The sequence below is a fragment of the Streptomyces sp. NPDC088354 genome, from assembly GCF_044753585.1.
Classification (GTDB): Bacteria; Actinomycetota; Actinomycetes; order Streptomycetales; family Streptomycetaceae; genus Actinacidiphila.
In genome coordinates this window covers 102,620-120,406 of record NZ_JBIVNJ010000003.1, presented here as the reverse complement: position 1 = coordinate 120,406, position 17,787 = coordinate 102,620, and the positions used below count along the sequence as shown (strand labels likewise).

The 17,787-nt window shown below is 72.7% G+C and carries 15 protein-coding genes, 2 pseudogenes and 1 riboswitch; of the genes and pseudogenes, 14 read left to right on the top strand and 3 right to left on the bottom strand.

Going from position 1 to position 17,787, the window contains the following annotated elements; all coding sequences use genetic code 11:
- Positions 1-19 precede the first annotated feature (19 nt).
- The 10 genes and pseudogenes from pcaC to ACIP98_RS06710 all read left to right on the top strand — a co-directional run.
- Complete coding sequence (pcaC, locus tag ACIP98_RS06755) at positions 20-1,300, top strand: 4-carboxymuconolactone decarboxylase (RefSeq protein ID WP_401974092.1); 1,281 nt, start codon at positions 20-22, stop codon at positions 1,298-1,300.
- 7 nt (positions 1,301-1,307) lie between these two features.
- Positions 1,308-2,489, top strand: coding sequence for a 4-hydroxybenzoate 3-monooxygenase (locus tag ACIP98_RS06750; protein WP_401974090.1), 1,182 nt, complete (start codon positions 1,308-1,310; stop codon positions 2,487-2,489).
- Between the two features lie 73 nt (positions 2,490-2,562).
- Positions 2,563-3,273, top strand: a complete 711-nt coding sequence (locus tag ACIP98_RS06745; RefSeq protein WP_319658242.1) for a molybdopterin-dependent oxidoreductase — start codon at positions 2,563-2,565, stop codon at positions 3,271-3,273.
- A pseudogene (locus ACIP98_RS06740) lies at positions 3,257-3,865 on the top strand (cytochrome b/b6 domain-containing protein); the annotation flags it as partial. The gene ACIP98_RS06745 and the pseudogene ACIP98_RS06740, both read left to right, overlap by 17 nt.
- Before the next feature lie 374 nt (positions 3,866-4,239).
- Positions 4,240-4,680 (top strand): phospholipase, encoded by a 441-nt coding sequence (locus tag ACIP98_RS06735; protein WP_401974088.1) that lies wholly within the window; start codon positions 4,240-4,242, stop codon positions 4,678-4,680.
- Positions 4,681-4,817: 137 nt separating this feature from the next.
- Complete coding sequence (locus tag ACIP98_RS06730) at positions 4,818-5,027, top strand: HTH domain-containing protein (RefSeq protein ID WP_319658245.1); 210 nt, start codon at positions 4,818-4,820, stop codon at positions 5,025-5,027.
- 2 nt (positions 5,028-5,029) lie between these two features.
- Positions 5,030-5,602, top strand: a complete 573-nt coding sequence (locus tag ACIP98_RS06725; RefSeq protein WP_319658246.1) for a Clp protease N-terminal domain-containing protein — start codon at positions 5,030-5,032, stop codon at positions 5,600-5,602.
- Positions 5,603-5,870: 268 nt separating this feature from the next.
- The gene (locus ACIP98_RS06720) at positions 5,871-7,496 is read left to right on the top strand and encodes a Na+/H+ antiporter (RefSeq protein WP_401974086.1); all 1,626 of its coding nucleotides are present in this window, start codon (positions 5,871-5,873) and stop codon (positions 7,494-7,496) included.
- Between the two features lie 33 nt (positions 7,497-7,529).
- On the top strand, positions 7,530-8,216 hold the full coding sequence (locus ACIP98_RS06715) for a pyridoxal 5'-phosphate synthase (RefSeq protein ID WP_319658250.1): 687 nt from the start codon (positions 7,530-7,532) through the stop codon (positions 8,214-8,216).
- Between the two features lie 121 nt (positions 8,217-8,337).
- A pseudogene (locus ACIP98_RS06710) lies at positions 8,338-8,436 on the top strand (IS481 family transposase); the annotation flags it as partial.
- Between the two features lie 293 nt (positions 8,437-8,729).
- Here the strand turns inward: ACIP98_RS06710 and ACIP98_RS06705 are convergent.
- Both ACIP98_RS06705 and ACIP98_RS06700 read right to left on the bottom strand, forming a co-directional pair.
- Complete coding sequence (locus ACIP98_RS06705; protein ID WP_319658252.1) at positions 8,730-9,995, bottom strand: D-arabinono-1,4-lactone oxidase; 1,266 nt, start codon at positions 9,993-9,995, stop codon at positions 8,730-8,732.
- A 216-nt stretch (positions 9,996-10,211) separates the two neighbouring features.
- Positions 10,212-10,709 (bottom strand): peptidylprolyl isomerase, encoded by a 498-nt coding sequence (locus ACIP98_RS06700; RefSeq protein WP_319658253.1) that lies wholly within the window; start codon positions 10,707-10,709, stop codon positions 10,212-10,214.
- 97 nt (positions 10,710-10,806) lie between these two features.
- On the opposite strand from ACIP98_RS06700, the gene ACIP98_RS06695 reads away from it, so the two are divergent.
- Positions 10,807-11,445, top strand: coding sequence for a GNAT family N-acetyltransferase (locus tag ACIP98_RS06695; protein WP_401974083.1), 639 nt, complete (start codon positions 10,807-10,809; stop codon positions 11,443-11,445).
- Between the two features lie 39 nt (positions 11,446-11,484).
- On the opposite strand, the gene ACIP98_RS06690 is transcribed toward ACIP98_RS06695, so the two are convergent.
- A complete protein-coding gene (locus ACIP98_RS06690; RefSeq protein WP_319658257.1) occupies positions 11,485-12,492 on the bottom strand; it encodes an aldo/keto reductase in 1,008 nt (335 codons plus the stop codon).
- A gap of 667 nt (positions 12,493-13,159) precedes the next feature.
- Positions 13,160-13,369, top strand: a riboswitch (cyclic di-AMP (ydaO/yuaA leader).
- 4 nt (positions 13,370-13,373) lie between these two features.
- On the opposite strand from ACIP98_RS06690, the gene ACIP98_RS06685 reads away from it, so the two are divergent.
- The 3 genes from ACIP98_RS06685 (at position 13,374) to ACIP98_RS06675 (ending at position 17,685) form a co-directional block, all read left to right on the top strand.
- Positions 13,374-14,507: a transglycosylase family protein gene (locus tag ACIP98_RS06685; RefSeq protein ID WP_319658261.1), complete on the top strand. Its 1,134-nt coding sequence runs from the start codon at positions 13,374-13,376 to the stop codon at positions 14,505-14,507.
- 203 nt (positions 14,508-14,710) lie between these two features.
- The gene (locus ACIP98_RS06680; protein WP_319658263.1) at positions 14,711-15,526 is read left to right on the top strand and encodes an SAM-dependent methyltransferase; all 816 of its coding nucleotides are present in this window, start codon (positions 14,711-14,713) and stop codon (positions 15,524-15,526) included.
- A gap of 2 nt (positions 15,527-15,528) precedes the next feature.
- The gene (locus tag ACIP98_RS06675) at positions 15,529-17,685 is read left to right on the top strand and encodes a putative bifunctional diguanylate cyclase/phosphodiesterase (RefSeq protein ID WP_401974080.1); all 2,157 of its coding nucleotides are present in this window, start codon (positions 15,529-15,531) and stop codon (positions 17,683-17,685) included.
- The last annotated feature ends 102 nt before the right edge of the window (positions 17,686-17,787 follow it).

The window sequence follows — 17,787 nt, the reverse complement described above, 5'->3', positions numbered from 1 at the left end:
CCCGCACAGAGGAGGACGCATGAGCGGCAGCACATCGGCCGGCGGCGCGGAGCCGCGGCTGCTGCATCACCGGGTGGACGGGGCGGCCGGGCGGCCCGCGTTGCTGCTGGGGCCGAGCCTGGGGACGTCGCTGGCGGTGTGGGACGCCCAGGTGCCCGCGCTCGCCCGCGACCACCGGGTGATCCGCTGGGACCTGCCGGGACACGGCGGCACGCCGGCCGGGCTGCTGCCATCGGACCCGACGACGGCGGACCTGGGACGGCTGGTGCTCGAACTCGCCGACGCGCTCGGCGTCGAGCGCTTCGCGTACGCGGGCATCTCGCTGGGCGGCGCGGTCGGGACCTGGCTGGCGGTCCACCACCCGCGGCGGGTGACCTCGCTGGCGGTCCTGTGCGCCGCGGCCCGTGTCGGGACGCCCGGGCGCTGGCGGGACCGGGCCGCGCTGGTACGGGCGAAGGGCACCGGGCCGGTCGCCGACACCACGGCGGCACGCTGGTTCACGTCCGGCTCCGTACCGGGCCCCGCGGCCGAGGCGCTCGTGGACGATCTGCGGGCCGCCGACCCGGAGGCGTACGCGCGGCTGTGCGACGTGCTCGCCACGCACGACGCGCGGGCCGGACTGGCCGCGATCAGCACACCGACGCTCGTCGTCGCGGGCCGGGAGGACCCCGTCGTACCGGTGGCCGACGCCCGGGCACTCGCGGACGGCATCCGCGGCGCGAGCCTCACCGAGGTCGGGCACGCCGCGCACCTGGCCAACGTCGAGCGGCCGGCACCCGTACTGGCCGCGCTGCTCGGGCACTTGACACCCGGCCCCGCCGCCGACGACGGCTCCCGGCACGCCGCGGGCACGGCCGTCCGGCGCGCGGTGCTCGGTGACGCCCACGTGGACCGGGCGGTCGCGCGGACCACGGCCTTCACGGCGCCGTTCCAGGACTTCATCACCCGCTACGCGTGGGGCGAGATCTGGACCCGTCCCGGGCTCGACCTCAGGACCCGCAGCTGCGTCACGCTCACCGCGCTCGTGGCGCACGGCCACCACGAGGAACTGGCGCTGCACGTCCGGGCCGCCCGGCGCAACGGACTGACCCGGGAGGAGATCCAGGAGGTCCTGCTCCAGTCGGCGGTCTACTGCGGCGTGCCCGCCGCGAACACGGCGTTCGCCATCGCGAACCGCGTCCTCGAAGAGGAAGAACCAGAAGAACCAGAAGAGCCCGAAGTACCGGAAGAAGCACGGGAACACGTACGGGAACGAGTACGGGAAGAAACACCGGTAGCAGTACCTGAAGAGGGGGAGTAGCCCACCCATGCAGCCCCACACCACCGTCGGCATCGTCGGCGGCGGCCCCGCCGGCCTGCTGCTGGCCCGGCTCCTGCACCGCTCCGGCGTCGACTGCGTGGTACTGGAGAGCCGGGAACGCGCCTACGTCGAGCACCGTCAGCGGGCCGGCATCCTCGAACAGTCCACGGTCGACGTGCTGCGGTCCTCCGGTGCGGCCGGCCGGCTGGATCGCGAGGCCATGGTCCACGACGGCATCGAACTGCGCTGGAACCGGCGCACGCACCGACTGGACTTCCCCGCGCTCACCGGCGGCCGCCGTGTGTGGGTGTACGCGCAGACCGAGGTGGTCAAGGACCTCATCGCGCTGCAGATCGAGGACGGCGCCCCGCTGGTGTTCGGCGCCCAGGTGCGTGCGGTCGAGGGGGCCGACACGGACCGTCCGGTGATCCACTACACCCACGAGGACCGCGACAAGACCCTGACCTGCGACTACGTCGTGGGCTGCGACGGCTTCCACGGTGTGACCCGCCGCGCGGTCCCGCGGGGCGCGATCCGGACGTACGAGCGGGTCTACCCGTACTCCTGGTTCGGCATCCTCGCCGACGTCCCGCCGTCCTGCGACGAGTTGATCTACGCGCACTCGCCGCGCGGCTTCGCCCTGCACAGCATGCGCTCGCCCGAGGTCAGCCGGCTGTATCTGCAGGTGCCGAACGGCACCGACACGGACGACTGGCCCGACGAGCGGATCTGGGACGAGCTGGACGCCCGCTTCGCGATCGACGGCGACTGGAAGCTGGAGCGGGGGCCCATCACGGCCAGGGCAGTGCTGCCGATGCGCAGTTTCGTCACCGAGCCGATGCGCTGGGGCCGGGTGCTGCTCGCCGGGGACGCCGCGCACATCGTGCCGCCCACCGGCGCCAAGGGGCTCAACCTGGCCGCCGCCGATGTGGTCGTCCTGGCAAGGGCGTTCGCCCACCTGAGGGCGACCGGGTCGGAGGAACTCCTGGAGGCGTACTCCGCCACCTGCCTGCGCCGGGTGTGGCGGGCGGAGCACTTCTCCTGGTTCATGACCACGACCCTGCACACCGACCCCGCGCACAGCGACTTCGACGCCCGGCTGCAGATCAGCCAGCTCGACCGCATCGCTGCCTCCCGGCACGCGGCGGCGGAGCTGGCGGAGAACTACGCGGGCCTGGAGATCGGCTGACCGACCTATTACGCGTTGCTTACGGGGGGACCAGGCACTCTGTGGGCAGCGTCCACGGGATTACGGTGAGGACATGGAAAGCAAGGGCACGCCGGTCGGGCGGCGCGTGGTGCTCGGCATGCTCGGGCTGGGTGCCCTCGGCGTGGCGGTGGGCAGCCGGGTGCAGGACGGCCTGGACTCGGCGCTGTCGCAGGTGACGAGCAAGGACCCCACCGGTCTGACGGGACTGCTGCCAGGCGGCGGGGGGTTCCGCTTCTACAACGTGACGGGCTCGGTCCCGCACCGCGACGCCACGGACTACCGGCTGACCGTCTCCGGACTCGTCGAGCGCCAGGCCGGTTACACCCTTGCCGACCTGCGGGCCATGCCGCAGACGCACATGGTGCGCGATGTGCAGTGCGTGACCGGGTGGCGGGTGGACGACACCGCCTTCGAAGGGGTGCGGCTGTCCCATCTGCTCGACCTCGCGGGCGTACGGGACGGGGCCGGCGCCATCCGCTTCACGTGCTTCGACGGCGCGTACACCGAGAGCCTGACTCTCGAACAGGCCCGCAGGGACGACGTGCTGGTCGCGCTGAAGATGCAGGGCAAGCCGGTGACCCCGGCCCACGGCGGTCCGGTGCGGCTGTACGTCGCGCCGATGTACTTCTACAAGTCCGCCAAGTGGCTCTCGGGCATCGAGGTCACCGAGGCGGTGCAGCCCGGCTACTGGGAGCACTACGGCTACGACGTCGACGCCTGGGTCGGCCGCTCGAACGGACGCGACGATGCCCCGACTTCCTGAGTCCGTACGCCGTTTCACCCGGGCCGAGCGCTGGGTGCACCGCAGTACGGCGACGCTGATGATGATCTGCCTCTTCACCGCGGCGTGCCTCTACCTGCCCCCGCTCGCCGAGATCGTGGGCCGCAGGCGCCTGGTCGTCACCGTCCACGAGTGGTCCGGCATCGCGCTGCCGGTTCCGGTGCTCGCCGGCCTGGCCTCCCGGGCGTTCCGGCACGACCTGCGGCGGCTCAACCGCTTCGTTCCGTACGACAGGAGCTGGCTGCGCGCCGCGTTGCGCGGCCGGCTCTACCAGGGGCGCCCGGCGGGCAAGTTCAACGCGGGGCAGAAGCTCTACGCGGCCTTCGCGGCCGGAGCGGTGCTGGTGATGCTGGGCACCGGGCTGATGATGATGTTCCCGCGGCTGACGGCGGTCGTGTGGCGTACGGGGGCCACCTTCGTCCACGACTGGCTCGCGCTGGCCGTCGCGGTCGCGGTCGCGGGCCACTGGTGGATGGCGGCCCACGACGCCGAGGCGCGGCTGGGGATGCGCACGGGCTTCGTCACGCCGAACTGGGCGCGGCTGCACCATCCGCACTGGGACCACGCCGAGGACGCCGCGGACGGGGACACGGCGGTCGCCGGGCGGACGGCGTCCGCCGCCGTCCCCTCCGCCGGTTCCTCGGATGCCTCCGGTTCATCGGGTTCCTCGGGTTCCTCGGGTTCCGGTGGCCCGGCGGGCGGCCAGGACTCCTGATCCGCGGGCCGCGGGGCCGTTCCCCGCGCTCCTGAACCGTTCGTGATGCGCCGTCGACGATTGACGCCGACGGCGCTTAGGCATGTTCATGCAAATTTTGCCGTCCCAGGTCTACTCGCATAGACCCTCCCGGCGCGATTCTGATCCGGCACGTCCGCACCACCCGTGAGATTCCGCATCCGGTGCCACCCCCGTACCCGCGCGCCGCCCGCGCGCCCGTCTCAGGAGACCCCATGCGCCGAATCACCACCGGCTTCGCCGCCGCCGCGGTCGCCACCGTCGCCCTGACCACGCCCGCCAACGCCGTCCCCGCCGACAAGGCCCAGGTGCTGTCGAGCTGGACCCAGACCAGCGCCTCCAGCTACAACGCCTGGTCGGCCGCGCGCCAGAACCAGGCCGCCTGGTCGGCCTACGCCTTCGACTGGTCCACGGACTACTGCAGCACCTCCCCGGACAACCCCTTCGGCTTCCCGTTCGCGACCTCCTGCGCCCGGCACGACTTCGGCTACCGCAACTACAAGGCCGCCGGCACCTTCTCGGCCAACAAGAGCCGGCTGGACAGCGCCCTCTACGAGGACCTGAAGCGCGTCTGCGCGGGCTACAGCGGTGCCACCGCGACCGCGTGCAACGGCACCGCGTGGACCTACTACCAGGCGGTCAAGGCCTTCGGCTGACCGGCGCCCCCCGCCGCAACCCGCTCCGGCGCGCGCCCGGCCCTCCGTCGACACGGAGGGCCGGGCGCGTTGTCGTCGCCCCGCGCCCCCGTCAACTCTGGTTGACGTGCGGCGTCTGTCAACGTAGATTGACAGGCATGACCGAGGCAACCGATCTCGCCGAGCGTGCGGGAGACCGTGATCCGCGGATCGGGCTGCGGGCCGTCGCCGCACTGCGGCGGCTGCTGGAGCAGCTCGAGGCCGTGCAAGTCAGGAGCGCGCGGGCCAAGGGGTGGTCCTGGCAGGAGATCGCCCACGAACTGGGCGTCAGCAGGCAGGCCGTGCACAAGAAGTACGGGAGGAATTGACGATGTTCGAGAGGTTCACCAAGAGCGCTCGCGACGTGGTGGAGGGCGCGCTCGCGCGCGCCGACAAGGTGCGGGACGAGGCGGTCGCCGAGGAGCACCTGCTGTTCTCGATCCTGGACGCGGACGGTACCCGGGCCTCCGGCGTGCTCGCCGCGCTGGGCGTGGACCGGCGTCGCGAGGAACTGGCGCAGGCACTCGCGCAGACCCGGCGCCGCGGCGGGGTCTCACGGGCGGACGCCGAGGCGCTTGCCGGGCTCGGCATCGACGTCGCCGAGATCGTCGCCCGCGTCGAGGACGCCCACGGGGCCGGAGCGCTGGCCGTCGGCCGCAAGCCCCGGCGGTGGCGCCCGGCCGGGCGCCCGCCCCTCACCCGCGGCGCGAAGACCGTGCTGGAGCGCTCGCTGCGGGCCGCGCTCGCCCGCGGCGACCGCCACATCGGTGACGAGCACCTGCTGCTGGCGCTCGCCACCGGTCCCGGCGTGGTGGCCGACGTGCTCGCGGAGTTCGGGGCCTCGTGGGCCGACATCGAGCGGGTGCTCGGGGAGGGCGACGAGGGCCGGGCCCGGGCGAGCTGACGGGCCGCGGGCGTGGCCGCGGTGCCGTCCGCGACCGCGTACGACCGCGTACGACTGCGTTGACGTGCCGAACGCACCCCGGGCGCGCCCAGGACGCCCTGATCCGCGGGGTGCGCACGTTCGGCCGAAGGCCCGGGGGAGGGCGGTCTTCGGGGGCGCCTCCCAGCGGGGGCCGGGCAGGCGCCTCCCTCGGACGGCGCCGCCTGCGGGCAGCAGGTCGCGCGGGGCGAGCCGATGCCACGGCCCTGAGCACCGCCACGGTATGACGGTGCTTCGGACGAGCTGGGCGGAGGTGGCCTCGGTGCGGGGCCTGGAGATCGTCGTCGTGGTCCTCACGGCGGTACTGGTACTGACCTGGGTGGCGCGGCGGCTGCGGCTGAGCGAGCCGCTGCTCCTCGTCGCGGGCGGCTGCGCCATCGGGTTCGTCCCGGCCCTCGGATCGGTGGAACTCCCCTCGGACGTCGTGCTGCTGCTGTTCCTCCCGGCGCTGCTGTACTGGGAGTCGCTGTCGACGTCGCTGCGGGAGATCCGGACCAACATCCGCACGATCTTCATGCTGTCGACCGTCCTGGTGCTGGCCACCGCCGCCGCGGTCGCCTCCGTCGGCAACGCGCTGGGGCTGTCCTGGGCGATGGCGCTCGTCCTGGGCGCGGTCGTGGCCCCCACCGACGCCACGGCGGTCGCCGCGGTCGCCAAGGGCCTGCCGCGCCGCACGGTGACCATCCTGCGTGCGGAGAGCCTGGTCAACGACGGCACGGCACTCGCCCTGTTCGCGGTCGCGGTCGGCATCGCCACCGGCGCGCACCCCTTCGGCTGGGGCAGCGCCCTCCTGCGATTCGCCGTGGGATACGTGGGCGGCGTGGCGGTGGGACTGGCGGTCGCCGCCCTGGTCGTCGTCGTGCGCGGGCGCGTACGGGACCGGCAGGTGGAGACCGCGCTGAGCCTGCTGACCCCTTTCGCGGCCTACCTGCCGGCCGAGGCGCTGAACCTCTCCGGTGTGCTGGCCGTGGTCGCCTGCGGGCTGGTCCTCAGCCAGGCGGGCCCCCGGCTGATCCCGGCCGGGACGCGGATTCGGACCGAGGCGTTCTGGGAGACGACGACCTTCGTGCTCAACGGGGCGCTCTTCGTGCTGGTGGGCATGCAGGTGCCCGGCGCCGTCCGGGGGATCGCCTCGGTGCGTCCCGTCGAGGCGCTGCTCGGGGCGCTGGCCACCGGCGGGGTCGTGATGGCGACCCGCCTGGTGTGGACGTACACCGTGCCCTATCTCATCCGGCTGATCGACCGGCGGGCCGTGCAGCGCACCCTGCGCATGGGCGCCCGCGAGCGGATGCCGCACGCCTGGGGCGGCATGCGCGGCGCGGTGTCGCTGGCGGCGGCTCTGGCCGTACCGATGACGGCCGTCGACGGCAGCCCGCTGCGCGGCCGTGACGCGGTGGTCTTCGCCACGGTCGTCGTGATCATCGTGACGCTGCTCGTGCAGGGCCAGACCCTGCCGCACGTGATCCGATGGGCGCGCCTCGCCCCCGACACCTCGGTGGCGGACGAGGAACTGCTGGCCCGCCGGGAGATGACCGACGCCGCCCTGCACGCCCTGGAGGGCGCCACGGACCGGCCCAGTGCCCACGCCGAGGTCGCCGAGTCCCTGCGGCAGGAACTGCTCGCGCAGCGCGACGCGTTGTGCGACGACAGCGTCGGCCGCTCCTCACCCCGCGCGGTGCTGCGCGCCGACCGCGAGCTGCGCCGCCTGGTGGTCGGCGTCAAGCGGACCACCGTCGTGCGCCTGCGCGACAGCGGCCGCATCGACGACATCGTCCTGCGCCGTGTGCAGGCCGCCCTGGACGCCGAGGAGATGCGCCTCGACATCGCCGAGGCGGCCTCGACGCGGGAGCCCTGACGCCAGGGCACGCCGACCGTGTACGTTCGGCACGTGAACGATCACGAGGGTGACAGCACGTCCGGCGCGGCCGGTGTGCGTGAACTGCTGCGGAGCATCGAGGTCTTCGCGGGGGACCTGCCGGGCTTCGACCCCGCGGCCGCTCCGGAGGACCCGGTGGCCCTGTTCACCGAATGGCTGCTGGCGGCGGTACGGGCCGGGGTGCGGGAACCGCACGCCATGACGCTGGCGACGGTGGACGCGGACGGGAATCCGGCCGCCCGGGTGCTCATCCTCAAGGACGTGGGCGAGCGGGGCTGGCAGTTCGCCTCCGACGCCGGCAGCGCCAAGGGCCGCGACCTGGCCGCCCGCCCCAGCGCGGCGCTCACGTTCTACTGGCCCGCGCTCGCCCGGCAGGTCCGGGTCCGCGGTCCCGTCGTGGCCGAGGACCCGGAGCGCAGCGCGGCGGACTTCCTGGCCCGCGGTCCGGGCGCGCGCGCCGAGGCCCTGCTCGGCCGGCAGTCGCAGCCGCTGGCCGACCTGGCCGAACGGGACGCGGCCGTGCGGGAGTCCTCGGCACGGCTGGCCCGCACGCCGGGCCTCGTGGCGCCGGGCTGGACGCTGTACGCGCTGCGCGCGGTCTCCGTCGAGTTCTGGCAGGGCGACAAGGAACGACGGCACACCCGTCTCGTCTACCGCGCGTCCGCCCAGGGGTGGACGAAGCAGCTGCTCTGGCCCTAGGTGTCCTGTCCGGGGAGGTCGTGGACGGTGAAGCGGACCCCGGTCGAGGGATCTCGACACGGGTGAGGGCCTTCGGGCCGGTGGTGGATCGCGACTCCGCACCGCGACCGGAAAGGCCTTCGTGCCCCACCGGAACGCACCCCTGACCGAGACCGGGCGGCCGCGCCCGGCCCGTTGTGCCGCGGACGACGGCCGGCTGCGCACCCGCGGCCACGACCGCGGACACACCGCCCCGAACGGCACACCACCAGCGGGCCGTAGCGGCATGCGCGCCGCGGCCGCGGGACGTGTGCGTCGACGTGGCCGGGCGTGCGGGCGGGCTCGAGCGGGCGTGCATCCCGTCGGCGCCGGCCGGCCCGGAGGCGCTTCGCGGTGGGACGCCGCGGCCTTCCGGCGGCCGGTGGGGGATGTGGGCATCGCCCCCGGACCGCCGGGAGGCCCACGGCACGTGTCCCACCGACGTCCCGGGACGGCACACCTCAGCCCGGCGGCCCCGGCCGGGCCGCCTGCCGGTCAGCGGCCGGGGAAGAACTCCCGCAGGTAGTCGTTGCGGAAGGTGCCGTTGGGGTCCCGGCGCGCGGCGAGCGCGCGGAAGTCGTCGTAGCGCGGGTAGAGCGCCGGGAGGTCGGCGGCCGGGGTGGTGAAGAGCTTGCCCCAGTGCGGGCGGGCGGAGAACGGGCGCAGCGCCTGCTCGATCGCCTTGAGGGCGGGCAGGACCGCCGCGGTGTCGGGGATCCAGGTGAAGTGGAAGGCGACGCTGTCGCGCCCGAACGCGGGGCTCAGCCACAGCTCGTCGGCCGCGATGGCGCGGATCTCGCCGATCTGCACGGCGGGCGCGAAGTGCTCGCGCACCTCCCACAGGGCGTCGAACGCCGCCGGGGCGTCCGCGCGGTCCACGAAGTACTCCGACTGGATCTCCTCGCCGCTGCTGGGCGTGAACTCCATCCGGAAGTGCGGCAGCCGCTCGTACCAGGAGCCGACGTCGCCGTTCTGCGGAGTGCAGTGCGCGGCGGGCATGCCCGGGACGGGATGGCGGGGGCCGTCGGCCAGGACGGCGCCGTACCACTCGCGTGGCGCCGGGGCGGGGGGCGCCGAGGGGTCCTCGACGCGCTCCTTGAGCCACACCTGCTCCAGCACGGGGTCCTGCCAGCGCGTGAAGGCGGACACGCTGTACCCGGCGGACATCACCTCGGCGAAGTTCCGCCCCAGCTCCTCGCGCGGCATGTCGTCGTACACCCACTGCCGCACGGAGAAGGCGGGCAGCAGGTCCAGCGTCAGGTGCGTGACGATGCCGAGCGCGCCGAGGGAGACGACGGAGCCCTCGAAGTCCGGGTCGCCGCGGCGGACCTCGACCTGCTCGCCGTCGGCGGTGACCATGTTGAGCGCGCGGACGGCCCCCGCCAGGCACGCGTTCGCGGTCCCCGAGCCGTGGGTGCCGGTGGCGCACGCGCCGGCCACGGAGATGTGCGGCAGCGAGCCGAGGTTGTGCAGCGCGAAACCCGCCCGGTCGATGGTCCCGGCGATCTCGCCGAAACGCAGGCCCGAGCTCACGGTCGCGGTGCGCGCGGCGCTGTCGACGTCGACCACGGGCGGCAGCGCCGCGGTGGAGACGTGGTCGCCGTCCGTGTCCGCGACGGTGCTGAAGGAGTGCCGGGTGCCCAGCGGCCGGATGCGCTCGGAGCGGGCCACGATCTCCTGCAGTGCGCCGACGGACTCCGGGCTGTGGAGCCGCCGCGCGTGGAAGGCGATGTTGCCGCCCCAGTTCCTCTCCGCGGACATCGTGGTCGTTCCTTTCCGTCGTACGGCGCCCGGCGTGCCGCCAGGCGCCCGGACTGGTCGGCGCGCGCACCAGCGGTGAGCAGCGCCGATGGGGATCGTACGCCGCCCGCGGTTCGGCCGGGACGGGGGCCGGTCGCGGACCGGGACCGGGAAAGCCGGGCGCCCGGCACCGGAGGCCGCGCGGGGCGGCCCGGGTGCCGGGCGGCGGGACGTGGGTCAGGCGACGGTGCCGGACTTCGCGATCTCGATGCGGGCACTGGTGGTGCCGCTGCGCGAGCCGAGCGACTCGATCTTCTTGACCACGTCCATGCCCTCGACGACCTCGCCGAAGACGACGTGCTTGTTGTCCAGCCAGTCGGTGACGATGGTCGTGATGAAGAACTGCGAGCCGTTGGTGTTCGGGCCCGCGTTGGCCATCGACAGCTGGCCCGGCTTGGTGTGCTTGAGCTGGAAGTTCTCGTCGGCGAACTTGGCGCCGTAGATGCTCTTGCCGCCGGTGCCGTTGCCGGCGGTGAAGTCACCGCCCTGGAGCATGAAGTCCGGGATGACGCGGTGGAAGTGCGAGCCCTCGTAGCCGAAGCCGTTCTCGCCGGTGGCGAGCTCGCGGAAGTTCCGCGCGGTCTTGGGCACCACGTCGTCGAAGAGGGTGAAGACGATCCGTCCGGCGGGCTCGCCGTCGATCGTGATGTCGAAGTACACGTCGTTGTTGCTCATGCCGACATTTTCACATCCCCGCTCGCCACTCCCGACCGCGCCCCGCGCGGGACACGCAGTTGACCAGCCGCGCGGCGGTGCGCATAGCATCCGGGGCATGCCGGAAACCGTGACCTTGCGAGGCGGGTACGTCCGCCTGGAGCCGCTCACCGCGGACCACGCGGACGGGCTGCTGCGCGCCGCCCAGGAGTCCCGCGACACCTATGGATTCACCTTGGTGCCGGACGACCTGCCCGCGATGGAGCGGTACATCCAGGGGGCACTGGCGGACCAGGCCACCGGCGCCGCTCTCCCGTTCGCCGTGGTCGACATCGCGGGCGACACCCTGATCGGCTCGACGCGCTTCCTGGACCTCGACTACTGGACCGCCACGCCGGCCTGGCCCGCGGGGCGCACCGCACCGCGCCCGGACGGGGTGCCCACGGTCGCCGAGATCGGCAGCACCTGGCTGTCCGCCTCCGCCCAGCGCACCCCCAGCAACACCGAGGCCAAGCTCCTGCTGCTCACGCACGCCTTCGAGACCTGGGGCGTGCTGCGCGTCACGCTCAAGACCGATGCCCGCAACGCCCGCTCGCGCGCCGCGATCGAGCGCATCGGCGGACGCTTCGAGGGCGTCCGCCGCGCGCACGTTCCCGCGACCGACGGCACCGTGCGCGACAGCGCGTACTACTCCGTCCTCCAGGACGAGTGGCCTGGCGTCAGGGCGGCTCTGGAGGAGCGTCTCCGGAGGTCCTGACGGCGGCCAGGACCTCCGGGGCGCCGAGGCCCGGGGGACCTACGGGATCTCGACGCCGGCCTGCGCCGACAGGCGGTCGATCTCGGTGAGTTCGGCCTCGGTGAGGGGCGCGGCGTCGAGGGCGGCGAGGTTCTGGTCGAGCTGGGCCACGCTGCTCGCGCCGATGAGGACGGAGACGACGCGCGGGTCGCGCAGGACCCAGGTGAGGGCCAGCTGCGCGAGGGTCTGGCCGCGTTCGCCGGCAAGCTTGTTGAGGGCGTGGAGCAGCGTGAGCTTCTCGTCGGTGAGGGCGTCGCGCTTGAGGAAGTGGCCGAGGGCCATACGGGAGTCCGCGGGGACGCCGTCGAGGTAACGGTCGGTCAGCTGGCCCTGGGCGAGGGGTGAGTAGGCGATCAGGGCGGTCTCGGTCTCGCCGACGGCGTCGAGGACGCCGGCCTCGGGGCTTCGCTGCAGGAGGCTGTAGGCGGCCTGGTGGATCAGCAGCGGGGTGCCGAGCTCGCGCAGGATCTCGGTGGCCCGGCGGTGGGCGTCCGCGGGGTAGTTGGAGATGCCGGCGTACAGCGCCTTGCCCTGGCGGACCGCGGTGTCCAGGGCGCCCATGGTCTCCTCCAGGGGCGTGTCGGGGTCGAAGCGGTGGGAGTAGAAGACGTCGACGTAGTCCAGGCCCATGCGGCCGAGGGACTGGTCGAGCGAGGCCAGCATGTACTTGCGGCTGCCCCACTCGCCGTACGGGCCGGGCCACATGTCGTAGCCCGCCTTGCTGGCGATGAACAGCTCGTCGCGGTACGGGCGCAGGTCCTGGGCGAAGAGGGTGCCGAAGTTGGCCTCGGCCGAGCCGGCGGGCGGCCCGTAGTTGTTGGCGAGGTCGAGGTGGACGACCCCGCGGTCGACGGCACGGCGCAGCACGGCGCGCTGGGTCTCCAGCGGCGAGGTGTCGCCGAAGTTGTGCCACAGGCCCAGGGAGACGGCGGGGAGCAGGACCCCGCTGCGGCCGGTGCGGCGGTACTGCATCGAGGCGTAGCGGTCTTCGGCGGCGAGGTAGGGCACGCGGGGGCTCCCGGTCGAGGTGTCGATGTAAGAAAATGTTCGGGATTGGGAGGCTACCCCTGGGGCTTGGCCGTGTCACCCGGGTTCCGGACCGTCCCCTGCCCCTGCCCGCGGGGCAGGTCGGACCGCCCGGGAGGTGCCGCCGGACGCGGGGTCGGCCCGTGCCTTCGCGGTGCGGCCGAGCGCGGAGCGAGAGCCGCGGTCACCGGTCCCGGAGGGCGGCGACGCCGTCGGGAATCGACGCGGGCCGGTCGTCGGTTGTCCTGCTGGACACGACGACGTGTGCGGGCGCCACGACGCCTTCCTGGAAGGCGGGTTGGAACGCCCCATGTCATGCCTTATCCGGCATCGAAGGTCGTAAGCGGACATATGTATCCACAGTGCATGCGTAGGCAATAGGCACGTGATGGGTGTCACGCGGCGAACACGCTCCGGCAGGTTTGAACCACCGAGCGTCGATTTATCTTCCCCGTATTCACCGCCTGTGCAATGCCGTTCGCCCGGGGTCATTATTTCGCCTACGCAGAGCGGACACTTCTCACGTAACGTCACGGAATTCATTGATCGACTTGCCGGTCCGGGATTGCTGTGATTCGGGACCTTGCCGGGGCGCGATTGCGTCGTCTAGCTTCCAAGTCCCGCAGGCCGGATGCCGGCGGGAATTCTTCCGAGTGGAACGCCTAATCCTGCCGCCACTCGTAAGCCGGATGACAAGACCGCACGGCAGGAGCGGGGGACCCAGGTAAGTGCCGTTCCGTGTCACGGGACGGCTTGGGGTGAAGTCGCAGCGACGTGCCTTTAGTCGGCATGCCTCGAAGCGGCCGGGCATCTCCAGCCCGAACCCGACAGCTCACCTCGTAGGCGTCGGAGAGGAATTCCCCATGCCCGCAAAGGGAAAGCACCGTCGTCAGCGGACCAATCGATTCGTCCGTCTCGGCGCATTCGCCGGCACCACGAGTGCCGCGATCGCCCTCCCGGTCGTCGGCGCCACCGGCGCCCATGCCGCACCGGTGAGCGTCTGGGACAAGGTCGCCAGCTGCGAGAGCACCAACAACTGGGCCATCAACACCGGTAACGGTTTCTACGGCGGGCTGCAGTTCACCCAGAGCACCTGGGCCGGTTTCGGCGGGACCAAGTACGCCGCGCGTGCGGACCTCGCCACCAAGTCCGAGCAGATCGCCGTCGCCGAGAAGGTGCTGGCCGTCCAGGGCCCGCAGGCCTGGCCGGTGTGCGGCCCCAGGGCCGGTCTGACCAAGGCGATGGCCGACACGTCGGCCACCCCGGAGAGCGTCGCCGGTACCGGTACCACCACCCCCAAGCCCGCCACCCCCGCCACCCCGGCGAAGGACACGCAGGCCTCCAAGCCCGCCACCGGCGACACCTACAAGGTCGTCGTCGGCGACACCCTCTCCAGGATCGCCGACGCCCAGGACGTGACCGGCGGCTGGCACGAGCTCTACGCGGCCAACCGGTCCGTCATCGGCGCCGACCCCAACCTGATCCGCCCCGGACAGGTCCTGGCGCTGAGCGGCAAGGCCACGGTCGCGCTCCCGGACAAGCCCGCCGCGAGCACGCCCGCCCCGGCCAAGCCCTCCTCCTCGTCCGCCTCCGGCTACACGGCCCCGCTGGACCACGTCACCCTGGGCACCCCGTACCACCAGGCGGGTTCCATGTGGTCGAAGGGCTACCACACCGGTGTCGACTTCATCGCCTCCACCGGTACCAAGGTGAAGGCGATCGCGTCCGGCACCGTGGTCTCCGCGGGCTGGGGCGGCTCCTACGGCAACCAGGTCGTCATCAAGCACGCCGACGGCAAGTACTCGCAGTACGCCCACATGTCCTCGCTGTCGGTCTCGGCCGGCCAGACCGTCTCCGAGGGCCAGCAGCTGGGCCTGTCGGGCGCCACCGGCAACGTCACCGGCCCGCACCTGCACTTCGAGGTGCGCACCACCGCGTCGTTCGGTTCCGACATCGACCCGCTGGCCTACCTGCGCGCGCACGGCGTCAGCATCTGAGCCCACTGGTCACCCGTCATCCGGCGGTAGCATGTGCCCTGTTCCCCGCATTCCGGGGGCAGGGCACTTGCCGTTGGCGAGTGACCGAAACGGATCGAATATTTCCATTTCTGGTTTCCTCTCGAACGAACGATCAGTAGCCTCTGAGCCACGCGGCCGTCCGCACGGCCCGCTGTCCTGATCCCGACGAGCTGGAGTCGTTGATGGAGCGTCCTGCCTGGGCCCCCCACGGAATCGACCTGTCCGTGCCGAGCGTGTCCCGCATCTACGACTACTACCTGGGCGGCTCGCACAACTTCGAGGTCGACCGGGAGGCGGGGCGACGGGCGATCGAGGCCTTCCCGGGCCTGCCCAAGATCATGCAGGCCAATCGCGCCTTCATGCGCAGGGCCGTGCGCTTCGCGGTGAACGAGGGCGTCACCCAGTTCCTCGACATCGGCTCCGGCATCCCCACCTTCGGCAACGTCCACGAGGTCGCCCAGGCCGCGAGCCCCGGCGCCCGCGTGCTCTACGTCGACAACGATCCGGTCGCGGTCGCGCACAGCCGCGCCGTGCTGGACGGCAAAGAGGACGCCGTGGTCGTCGCCGCCGACCTGCGGTCCCCGCGCGACATCCTGGACAGCGAGGAGGCCGGCCGGATGCTGGACCTGGACCGTCCGGTGGCGCTGCTGCTGGTGGCCGTCCTGCACTTCCTCGAGGACGCCGACGATCCGGCCAAGGCCGTCGCCGAACTGCGCGACGCCCTCGCTCCGGGCAGCCTGCTGGTCCTCACCCACGCCTCCATGGAGGGCGGCCCGCGCCGGCCCGAGGAGGGCGAGGGGGTGCAGAACGTCTACCGCAGCGCCAGTTCACCCTTGATCATGCGGTCACGGGACGAGGTGGAGACGTTCTTCGACGGCTTCGACCTCGTCGAACCCGGTCTGGTCCCGGCACCGCTGTGGCGGCCGGACGGCGCGGACGACGACGAGCCCGACCCGGTCGTCTTCAGCGGGTTCGCGGGCGTCGGCCGCAAGGCGTGACCGTGGCCACGGAACCCGACCCGGAACCGGACCCGGAGTCCGCCGACAGCCTGCGGCGCTTCGCGATCATCTGGAGCCGGGCGATCTATCCGGCCACCGCCACCTCCATGACCCGCGGCGAGTTCGAGGAGTACCTGCTCCCGCTCGCCGCGCGGCTGGAGGCGGCCCTGCACGCCCAGCCCTTCGACCCGCGCGCCGGTGCGGAGATCGGCGCGGCGCTGGTGGCCGCGCACTGCACGGACCCCGAGTCGCTGCCCCGCATCCTCGGCGTCGTGGACGCCTACCTGCTGCTGTACTCGCCGCTGGACCCGTCGCTGCCGGCCGACGAGGGCCGCACCCGCTCCGCCCGGCTGCAGCACTGGATGGCCTCCGGCTACGCGCGCGCCCTGCAGGAGCGGACCAGGACCGAGCAGGAGGCACTGTCCCGGGCCGCGCTGGCCGCCCGCATCGCCGTCGAACAGGCCCTCCACGAGAGCGAGGTGCGGTTCCGCGCCGTCTTCCAGGGCGCCTCCATAGGCATCGGCATCGCCGACATGGAAGGCCGCATCCTCGACGTCAACGACGCCCTCACCGCCATGTTCGGCGGCATGGAACGCCGCATCCTCAGCAGGAACGTCTACGACTGGGTGCACCCGGAGGACGCCCCCGAGGTCTGGGAGATGCAGCGCCAGCTCAACCGGGGCGAACGCGACCGCTACAGCGTGGAGAAGGCGTACTACCGCCCCGACGGCACCGCCCTGTGGACCAATCTGACGGTCTCGCTGCTCCGCGACCACGCCGGCGTCCCGCAGTACATGCTCGCGCTCACCGAGGACATCACCGAGGAACGCCTGCTCAACGAGCGCCTGCGGTACGAGGCGACACACGACGCGCTCACCGGGCTGGCCAACCGGAACCTGTTCTTCGAGCGCCTGGAGCAGGTGCTCGGAGGCCCGGACGGCTCGCGCGTCGGGGTCTGCTACCTCGACCTCGACGGGTTCAAGGACGTCAACGACAGCCTCGGCCACGCGGTCGGCGACCGGCTGCTGGTGGCCGTGGCCGAGCGGCTGAAGGCCTGCGTCACCTCGTCCGACCAGCTCGTCGCCCGGATCGGCGGCGACGAGTTCGCCGCGCTCGTGGTCAACCCGGCGAGCCGCGCGGACGTCACCGGCCTCGCCGACCTCGTGCTCGCCGCGCTCGCCGACCCCATCCGCGTCGACGACCGCGAACTGTCCGTGCGGTGCAGCATCGGCATCGTCGAGGGCCAGGCCGGCAGCCTCGGCCCGGCCGAGGTGCTGCGCAGCGCCGACATCACCATGTACCGCGCCAAGGCCGCGGGCGGGAACCGCTTCGAGCTCGCCGACCCCGACTCCGACGCCCGCGCCATCACCCGGCACGGACTCACCAACCGGCTGCCCATCGCCCTGGAGCGCGGTGAGTTCTTCATCGAGTACCAGCCGCTGGTCCGGCTCGCGGACGGCAGCGTGCGCGGCGCGGAGGCGCTGGTGCGCTGGTGCCACCCGGTGCACGGGGTGCTCGGTCCCGACCGGTTCATCCCGCTGGCGGAGAGCACCGGGCTGATCGTGCCGCTCGGCCACTGGGTGCTGGAACAGGCCGCCTGGCAGGCCCGCGACTGGCAGTTCCCGCGCAGCGATGGCCACCCGCTGCGGATCAACGTCAACCTGTCCCCGGCGCAGTTGAGCCACCGCGGGCTGGTCCCGGAGACCCTCGCCGTCATCAAGGACGCGGGGCTGGAGCCGACCGCCCTGTGCCTGGAGGTCACCGAGAGCGCCTTCATCGGCGCCGACGAGGAACTGCTCCGACCGCTGCGGGAGTTCGCCGACCTGGGCATGGCCATCGCGCTGGACGACTTCGGCACCGGCTACTCCAACCTGGCCGCGCTGCGCCGGCTGCCGATCACCACGCTCAAGCTGGACCGCTCCTTCACCCGCGGCATGCAGCAGCACCCGGCCGACCCGGTCGACGTGAAGATCGTCGAGGTCGTCGTCGACCTCGCCCACACGCTCGGCCTGTCGGTGACCGTCGAGGGCGTCGAGACCGGCACCCAGGCCGAGTACCTGCGGGCCCTCGGCTGCGACACCGCCCAGGGCTGGTACTACGCCAGACCCGGCCCGCCCGACCGCCTCCACTCGCTGTCGCTGGTCGACGCGACGGCCTGAGCCCGGGCGCTGCCGCGGGCCGTGAGGTCGCGCGGGGGTGCCGCGCGATCGCCGCCCTTCGCTGCCGCTGGACGACGCGACGGCCTGGGCGCGGGAGGTGGG